7 protein-coding genes are annotated in these 7,302 nt (G+C 72.2%); 4 read left to right on the top strand and 3 right to left on the bottom strand.

Features of this window, described 5'->3' with window-relative positions; genetic code table 11:
* Positions 1-1,176 (top strand): YifB family Mg chelatase-like AAA ATPase (locus ACFQ27_RS12775; protein ID WP_377353856.1); only part of this gene is annotated, 1,176 nt, incomplete at its 5' end.
* 65 nt (positions 1,177-1,241) lie between these two features.
* Here the strand turns inward: ACFQ27_RS12775 and ACFQ27_RS12770 are convergent.
* A complete protein-coding gene (locus ACFQ27_RS12770; protein ID WP_374343764.1) occupies positions 1,242-1,736 on the bottom strand; it encodes a hypothetical protein in 495 nt (164 codons plus the stop codon).
* Positions 1,726-2,505: an SDR family NAD(P)-dependent oxidoreductase gene (locus ACFQ27_RS12765; RefSeq protein ID WP_374343766.1), complete on the bottom strand. Its 780-nt coding sequence runs from the start codon at positions 2,503-2,505 to the stop codon at positions 1,726-1,728. Before ACFQ27_RS12765 ends, ACFQ27_RS12770 begins: the two co-directional genes overlap by 11 nt.
* A 249-nt stretch (positions 2,506-2,754) precedes the next feature.
* Here ACFQ27_RS12765 and ACFQ27_RS12760 point away from each other — a divergent pair, with 249 nt between their 5' ends.
* The 3 genes from ACFQ27_RS12760 to ACFQ27_RS12750 are packed head-to-tail and all read left to right on the top strand — an operon-like array spanning position 2,755 to position 6,429.
* Entirely contained in the window at positions 2,755-3,138 is a 384-nt protein-coding gene (locus ACFQ27_RS12760; RefSeq protein ID WP_374343768.1) for a helix-turn-helix domain-containing protein, read from the top strand.
* 55 nt (positions 3,139-3,193) lie between these two features.
* Positions 3,194-4,684: a response regulator gene (locus ACFQ27_RS12755; RefSeq protein WP_374343770.1), complete on the top strand. Its 1,491-nt coding sequence runs from the start codon at positions 3,194-3,196 to the stop codon at positions 4,682-4,684.
* Between the two features lie 35 nt (positions 4,685-4,719).
* The gene (locus ACFQ27_RS12750; RefSeq protein WP_374343773.1) at positions 4,720-6,429 is read left to right on the top strand and encodes an AmpG family muropeptide MFS transporter; all 1,710 of its coding nucleotides are present in this window, start codon (positions 4,720-4,722) and stop codon (positions 6,427-6,429) included.
* On the opposite strand, the gene ACFQ27_RS12745 is transcribed toward ACFQ27_RS12750, so the two are convergent.
* Positions 6,422-7,300, bottom strand: coding sequence for a S1 family peptidase (locus ACFQ27_RS12745; RefSeq protein ID WP_374343775.1), 879 nt, complete (start codon positions 7,298-7,300; stop codon positions 6,422-6,424). The genes ACFQ27_RS12750 and ACFQ27_RS12745 overlap by 8 nt on opposite strands.
* Between the last annotated feature and the right edge of the window lie 2 nt (positions 7,301-7,302).

Here is a 7,302-nt window from a genome sequence, read left to right as displayed (position 1 = left end):
GCCGGCGCCCTGCGCGCCGCCGTGGCCGTGGGCGCCCTGGGGCTCGGCCTGATCTGTCCGGAGGCCTGCGGGGCCGAGGCCGCCTGGGCCGGCGAGACCCCGATCCTGGCCGCGCCCTCGCTGATCGCCCTGGTCAACCACTTCCGCGGTCAGCAGATGCTGTCTGCGCCCAAGCCCGGCGATATCATCGAGGGCGCGGCGGCGCCCGACCTCAAGGACGTCAAAGGCCAGGAGAACGCCAAGCGCGCCCTGGAGATCGCCGCCGCCGGCGGCCACAACCTGCTTTTCATCGGGCCGCCAGGGTCCGGCAAGTCGATGATGGCCGCCCGCCTGCCGGGCCTGTTGCCCCCCTTGTCGCCAGCCGAGCTGCTGGAGACCTCCATGGTCCACTCGGTGGCCGGCCTGATCGCCAAGGGCGAGCTCACCCGCGCCCGGCCGTTCCGCGCCCCGCACCACTCGGCCACCATGGCGGCGCTGACCGGCGGCGGGGTGCGCATCAAGCCCGGCGAGGTGTCCCTGGCCCACAACGGCGTCCTGTTCCTGGACGAACTGCCGGAGTTCAGCGCCCAGGCCCTGGACAGCCTGCGCCAGCCCCTGGAGACCGGCGAGGTCATGGTGGCCCGGGCCAACGCCCATGTGCGCTTCCCGGCCCGCTTCCAGCTGATCGCCGCCGAGAACCCCTGCAAGTGCGGCCACGGCGGGGCCGGGCGCGGGCATTGCGGCCGGGCGCCGCGCTGCCAGTTCGACTACCAGGCCAAGGTCTCCGGCCCGTTCATGGACCGCATCGACCTGCAGATCGAGGTGCCGGCCGTCTCCGCCGCCGACCTGGCCCTGCCCTCGCCGGCGGAAGGCACGGCCGAGGCCGTCGCTAGGGTCGCCACCGCCCGCCAGGTCCAGGCTGATCGCGCGCTCCAGGCCGATGATGCCCGCGCCGAGCCCCTGAACGCCCGCGCTGAAGGCGACTGGCTGGAGACCATCGCCGATCTCGCACCCGACGCCCGCGCCGTCCTGGCCCGCGCCGCCGAGGCCGGTGGCCTCACCGCCCGCGGCTGGACCCGCACCCTGCGCCTGGCCCGCACCATCGCCGACCTGGACGGCTCCGGCCCCGTCGCCCGCATTCACGTCGCCGAAGCCCTCATCTACCGCCGGGCGGGCGCGGCTTCGCCGGTGCCATAGTTATATTTTTCCGCGCTTTAGATTTTTCCGAGGGTCGCGGAACCCCATCATCAAGCGCCTAAATCTCACTGGTCCGCCGGCGCCACGGCCGGACAGTCATGGGCCTGGGCCACGCCCTTAAGGAAGGCGCGCCGAACGATCCCGGCCAGCACATAGGCCCTCAGCTCCCGGTCCCGTGCTTCCGCGCCGGAGAGCCTGCGCACCACGCCCCGGAACGGCAGGCCCACGGCGTCGCGGATGGCGCCGGCCACCAGGGCTCCAGCCATGCTGTCCAGCGAGGTCATCGCGGAAGGGTCGTCCAGGTCGTGGCCCAGCGCCAGGTCCAGCTCGGCGATCCGGGGCGCCAGCGCCGCGCAGGTCGCCGGTTCCGGCGTCGCATAGGGCGCGGCCCTCGCGGCCATCAGCACCGCCGCCGGGTCCTGGCGCATCAGGCTGAGATCCCGCAACGGCTGGGTCACGGCCTCGCCCACCGCGCCCGGCTTGGCCGGCTCGGCCGCTGCAGCGGCGCCCGCAAGGCTCACCGCCAGCGCCGCAGCCAGGATCAGCCGGTCACACCGCATGCATGCCGCCGTCCACCACATAGACGGAGCCGTTGAGATAGGCCGCGTCGTCGGATCCCAGGAAGGCCACAAGCCGCGCCACCTCCTCCGGGGTCCCATAGCGGCCGGCGGGGATCAGTTGGGCGAACTGCTCGTGGGCCTTCTGGGCGCCGGCCGGCGAGACGCCGCCCTCGATGGAGCGCATCATCCGGCTCTCGATGGGGCCGGGATTGACGGTGTTGATCCGCACTCCGTGGCTGGCCCATTCCGCCGCCGCCGAGCGGGTCAGGCCGATCACCGCGTGCTTGGAGGCCACATAGGCCGATAGCCCCGGCGAGCCGATCAGGCCGGCGACGCTGGACATGTTGATGATCGCGCCGCCGCCCTGGGCCGCCATCACCGGGATCACATGCTTCATGCCCAGGAACACCCCGATCACATTGACCGACATGACCTTCTGGAACTCCTCCAGCGGATAGTCGGGGACGGTCTTCACCACGCCTTCGATCCCGGCGTTGTTGAAGAAGATGTCGATGCGGCCGAAGGCCTGCCGCGCCAGGCTCACATAGTCGGCGACCTGGCCCTCGTCGCTGACGTCTGCCTCCAGGGTCACCAGGTTCTCGGCCTCGCCGCAGGCCGCGATCAGCGGCGCGAAGGATACGCCAGGGCGGTCCACCGCCGCCACGCTCGCCCCGCGTTCCAGCAATAGCTTGACCGTCGCCGCCCCGATGGCGCCCGCCGCGCCGGTGACCAGGGCCGCCTTGCCGGCCAGATCGTTCCGCTCGCCCATGTTCCGCTCCCTTGGCCCGGCGCGCCTCGCGCGTCCGGTCTGTGGAAGAAAACTGACCGGCCCGGCGCGGGGTCGCTTTGAAGCAGATCAACTCATCGTGGCGCCAATCGATCGCAGCCAAAGAACCATGGCTCAGCTTGCGCCCAGGCCCGAAGACGCCGAAGCTGAAGGGGCTCGGCCTTTGCCGTCCAGCGCCATGCAATGGCCTCAACCAGGTCAGAGACTGGCGGCTTGTGGATTGGAGGCGACATGCCCCTAGACGATGCTCCGGGACCGGATCCCATCGACATGGCCATCGGCGCGCGCATCCGGCTGCGCCGCAAATCCCTCAACCTGACCCAGGCCGCCCTGGCGGCGCGGATCGGCGTCACGTTCCAGCAGGTGCAGAAGTATGAGCGCGGCGCCAACCGGGTGTCGGGCTCAACCCTGGTCGCCGTGGCCCGCGCCCTGGACACCAGCGTCGGCTGGCTGGTGGGCGAGGAGGCGGCCGGCGGCGGCGAGGCCGAGGCCCTGCTCCAGTCCCTGGCCGCGCCCGGCGCCCTGGAGCTTTTGCAGGCCTTCGCCGAGATCGACCGTGCCAGCGCCCGCCAGGCCCTGATCGCCCTGGCCCGCGAGATGGGCCGCGAGGACTGATCCCGCCGCGGCTTGACCGCCCGTTAAGCCGTGCCGGCTAGGCTCCGCGTCCAAGATGAGCCCGCCCGCGCCGCCCCGCATCACCGCCGAACACCTGGCCGCTTTGAGCCATGAGTTCCGCACGCCCCTGAACGGGGTGCTGGGCATGGCCCGGCTCCTGGAAGGCACCGGCCTCACCGACGAGCAGCGCACCTATGTGGCGGCCCTGCGCGAGTCCGGCCAACACCTGCTGGGCCTGGTCAATGACGTGCTGGACTTCGCCAAGCTGGGCGCCGGCAAGGTCGAGCTGGTCCCCGCTGAGTTCGAGGTCGAGGACCTGTTGCGCGGGGTCTGCGAACTGATGGCGCCGCGGGCCCAGGAAAAGGGGCTTGAGGTCGCCTGGGCGGCGCCCGCCGGCCTGGGCCGCGCCTTCGCCGACGAGGGCCGCCTGCGCCAGGTGCTGCTGAACTTCGCCGGCAACGCCATCAAGTTCACGCCCAAGGGCGGCGTCCTGGTCCACGCTGAGGTGACCGGCCCTGACCGGCTGCGGTTGACGGTGGAGGACACCGGCCCCGGCGTCGCCGAGGCGGACCGCGAGAAGATCTTCGAGGCCTTCGGCCAGGCCGATCCGGTGCATGACGGCGTCCAGCTGGGCGGCGCGGGCCTGGGCCTGGCCATCGTTCGCACCCTGGCCCAGACCATGGGCGGCGAGGCCGGCGTCGGCTCGGCCCCCGGCGGCGGGGCCGCCTTCTGGATCGAGATCACCGCCCCTCTGACCCCCGCAAACACGGACGACAGCCTGGCCGGCCGCCGGGTGGCCGTGGCCTGCGCCAATCCGGTGACCGCCCTGGCCGCCGAGATGCAGCTGAGCGCCTGCGGCGCCCAAGCCTCGCTGCACGAGACGCTGGAGGCCCTGCCGGCCGAGGCCGAGGTCGTCCTGATCGACCACGCCCTGGCCGGCTCCGCCCCGCCGGACGACCGCCCCGCCCTGGTGCTGCTCAATCCGGAGGAGCGCGGCCGCATCGCCGACTATCGCGCCGCAGGCTATGCCGGCTACCTGATCAAGCCCCTGCGCCGGGCCTCCCTGGCCGAACGGGTCCAGGCGGCCCTGGGCCAGGACGCCGCCCGCCACGCCGCCGAGGACGAGCGCGTGGCCCCCGCCGCGGCCCCTGGCGCGCGGATCCTGCTGGTCGAGGACAATCCGATCAACGCCCTTCTGGCCCGCACCCTTTTGACCCGCGAGGGCTGCAAGGTGGACCACGCCACCGGCGGCGACGAGGCCCTGGCGGCCCTGGCCGTCGGCGCCTACGACCTGATCCTGATGGACATGCGCATGCCCGGCATGTCCGGCCTGGAGGCCACCCGTCGGCTGCGGGCCCAGGGCGTCGCCACCCCGGTCGTGGCCCTGACCGCCAACGCCTTTGAAGACGACCGCCACGCCTGCCTGGACGCCGGCATGGACGACTTCCTGGTCAAGCCCCTGTCCGCCGACGCCCTGCGCGGGGTGCTGGCCCGCCTGGCCCGGGGCGGCTGGACGCCGACGACGGACCACGCCAAGGTCAGCTGAAACGGGGCGGGCCGGCCCCGATGGGGGACCGCCAGATGACCGACGCCGCCGAGCCGAAGCCCAGTCTGTGGAGCGCCATCGCCGTCTATGGCGAGCGCCGGAGCCTGGTCATGCTGGCCCTGGGCTTCGCCTCGGGCCTGCCCAACCTGCTGATCTTCGACACCCTCTCGGCCTGGCTGCGCGACGCAGGCCTGAGCCTGGAAGTGATCGGCTTCTTCAGCCTGGCGACCTTGGCCTATTCCCTGAAACTGCTCTGGGCGCCCCTGGTCGACCGGGCGAAGATCCCGGGCCTGACCGCCTGGCTGGGCCATCGGCGCTCCTGGATGCTGGCCTGCCAGGCCCTGATCATCCTGGGCCTGTGGCTGATCTCCGGCGCCAATCCGAAGACCGGCCTGCCGCTGATGGCCGCCTTCGCGGTGTTCGTCGGCTTCGTCTCGGCGACCCAGGACATCGTCATCGACGCGTGGCGGATCGAGGCGGTCACTGAGGAACGGCAAGGCGCGATGGCCGCCGCCTACCAGTGGGGCTACCGGATCGCCATCATCGTCGCGGGCGTCGCGCCGCTGCTGATGTCGGAAGTGGTCGGCTGGAACCTGTCCTACGCCGCCATGGCCGTGCTGATGGCCATCGGCGTCCTGGGCGTGTTCGGCGCGCCCCGCGAAGCCGCCCACCAGATCCGGCCCATCGACTACAAGGACGCGCCCGAGGCGCCCGCCCGCGATGTCATCGAATGGCTGGCCCGCCTGGCCGTGGTGGTGCTGGGGGGCATGATCTTCGGCTCGGGCCTGGCGGGGGACGCCAGCCTGCTCAAGGGCCTGTTGTCCGCCCTGGGCCAGGGCGCGACCGGCGAGGCCCTGGCCGCCGCCTGGGAGGCCAAGGGAACCGGCATTTTCGTCCAGCTGGCCGGGATTGTGGTCGGGACCTTGGTGGTGGTGGCCGCGGCCCTGCCCATTCCGGGCCTCAAGACCCGGCCCGGCATCTACCTGTCCAGCGCGCTCGCCGATCCGTTCATCGACTTCTTCAAGCGCTATGCGGGGGTCGCGGGCCTGATCCTGGCCCTGATCTGCGTCTACCGGCTGAGCGACTTCGTGCTCAACATCATGAACCCGTTCTACATCGACCTCGGCTTCGACAAGCTGCAGATCGCCGAGGTCCGCAAGGGCCTGGGCGTGGTGATGTCCGTGATCGGGGTGGGCCTGGGCGGCTTCGCGGTGGCGCGGCTTGGCCTGATGCGGGCCCTGATCATCGGCGCCTTCGCAGGTCCCATCTCCAACCTGATCTTCGCCTGGCTGGCCATGCAGGGGCCGCAGCTGTGGGCCCTGTCGGTGGCCATCGGCGTGGACAATATCGCCTCCGGCTTCGCCGGCACCTGCCTGATCGCCTACATGTCCAGCCTGACCGGGGAGGGGTTCACCGCCACCCAGTACGCGATGTTCTCGTCCTTCTACGCCCTGCTGGGCAAGCTGGTCGCCTCGCAGTCGGGGCGCATCGTCGAGGCCGCCGCGGCCTCGGCCGACCATGGTGGGGCGATCGCCGGCCTGAAGGGCCTGTTCAGCGCCCTGCCCCAGGAAGCCTTCGCCAGCGCCATGGAGAAGTCGCACGTGTCCGCCCAGGCCCTGGGCGCCGGGTACGTCACCTTCTTCGTCTATTCGGCCGCCCTGGGGGTGCTGGGGGTGCTGCTGACCTTCATCGTCGCCGCTCGGTCAGCCAAGGCCGCGCCGCCGGAAACGCCTGCGGTCAGCTAGGGGTCTGGCCCGGCGGCGGATGGGCGCCCGGCGCCGGGGCCGCGCCGCCCAGGCAGATAACCTGGGCCACCCGCAGGTCGCGGCGCAGTGCGTCAGCCACCCGGCCATAGTTCTCCACCGAGACCTGCTCACCGACCGCGAAGGCCGCCGGGTTCTCGTGGGCCGAATTCAGGGTCGCGGCCAGGGTCTCCGGCGCGGTGGTGTAGATCCGGCCCCGGCGCGGCGCCTCAGCCACCGTCACTCCGATCACCCGCCCCGCATTGTCCAGGGCCGGAGCGCCGGACAGGCCGGCCAAAGTGCCCTTCAAGCCATCGGTGCGGCCGGTCTCGGCCCAGACCAGAACAGGCTCGGTCCGCGCGCCACGGCCGCGGACCATCAGGTTCTCCCGGCCCAGCAGGCGCGAGGTGGCCTCGCCCGGCGAGCCCTGCGGGAAGCCCGGATGGAAGGCCCGGTCCCCCCGGCGCAGCTTGATGGCCAGGCCGAGCGGCAGGGGCGGAGCGCCCCCCTCGGTGGTCAGGATCGCGGCTTCGCTGTGCGGATCGATATGGACCTGAGCCTCAACGCCCCGGCCCTCGGCCACCACGATGGCGGCCTTTGAGCAGCCGTCCACCACATGGCGCGCGGTGACCCAGACGCCGCGGTCGGCGATGGAGAAGGCGGTGCCGGTGCCCGGCTCGGCCTTACCCGGGACGTCGACGACAACGGCGGGATCGAAGGGCGAGGCCGGACCCAGCGGCAGGCCCTCCTCCCCCGGCACCGGCGGCGGCGGCGGCGGGGCGTCGGCCCGTTCCTGGCGCCCCACGGCGGCGATCAGCAGGGCGAGCACCACCGCCCCATAGACCAGCCAGTCAGGCAGCCGCGGATAGTGCATCG

The organism is Phenylobacterium conjunctum, from assembly GCF_042679085.1.
In the GTDB taxonomy this organism is placed as follows: domain Bacteria; phylum Pseudomonadota; class Alphaproteobacteria; order Caulobacterales; family Caulobacteraceae; genus Phenylobacterium; species Phenylobacterium conjunctum.
This window is presented reverse-complemented; position numbering and strand designations above follow the sequence as displayed.

Bases quoted from the DNA above. Each gene is read 5' to 3' on its own strand.
- ACFQ27_RS12770 (WP_374343764.1), bottom strand. From the start codon at position 1,736: ATGCGGTGTGACCGGCTGATCCTGGCTGCGGCGCTGGCGGTGAGCCTT.
- ACFQ27_RS12765 (WP_374343766.1), bottom strand. From the start codon at position 2,505: ATGGGCGAGCGGAACGATCTGGCCGGCAAGGCGGCCCTGGTCACCGGC.
- ACFQ27_RS12760 (WP_374343768.1), top strand. From the start codon at position 2,755: ATGCCCCTAGACGATGCTCCGGGACCGGATCCCATCGACATGGCCATC.
- ACFQ27_RS12755 (WP_374343770.1), top strand. From the start codon at position 3,194: ATGAGCCCGCCCGCGCCGCCCCGCATCACCGCCGAACACCTGGCCGCT.
- ACFQ27_RS12750 (WP_374343773.1), top strand. From the start codon at position 4,720: ATGACCGACGCCGCCGAGCCGAAGCCCAGTCTGTGGAGCGCCATCGCC.
- ACFQ27_RS12745 (WP_374343775.1), bottom strand. From the start codon at position 7,300: ATGCACTATCCGCGGCTGCCTGACTGGCTGGTCTATGGGGCGGTGGTG.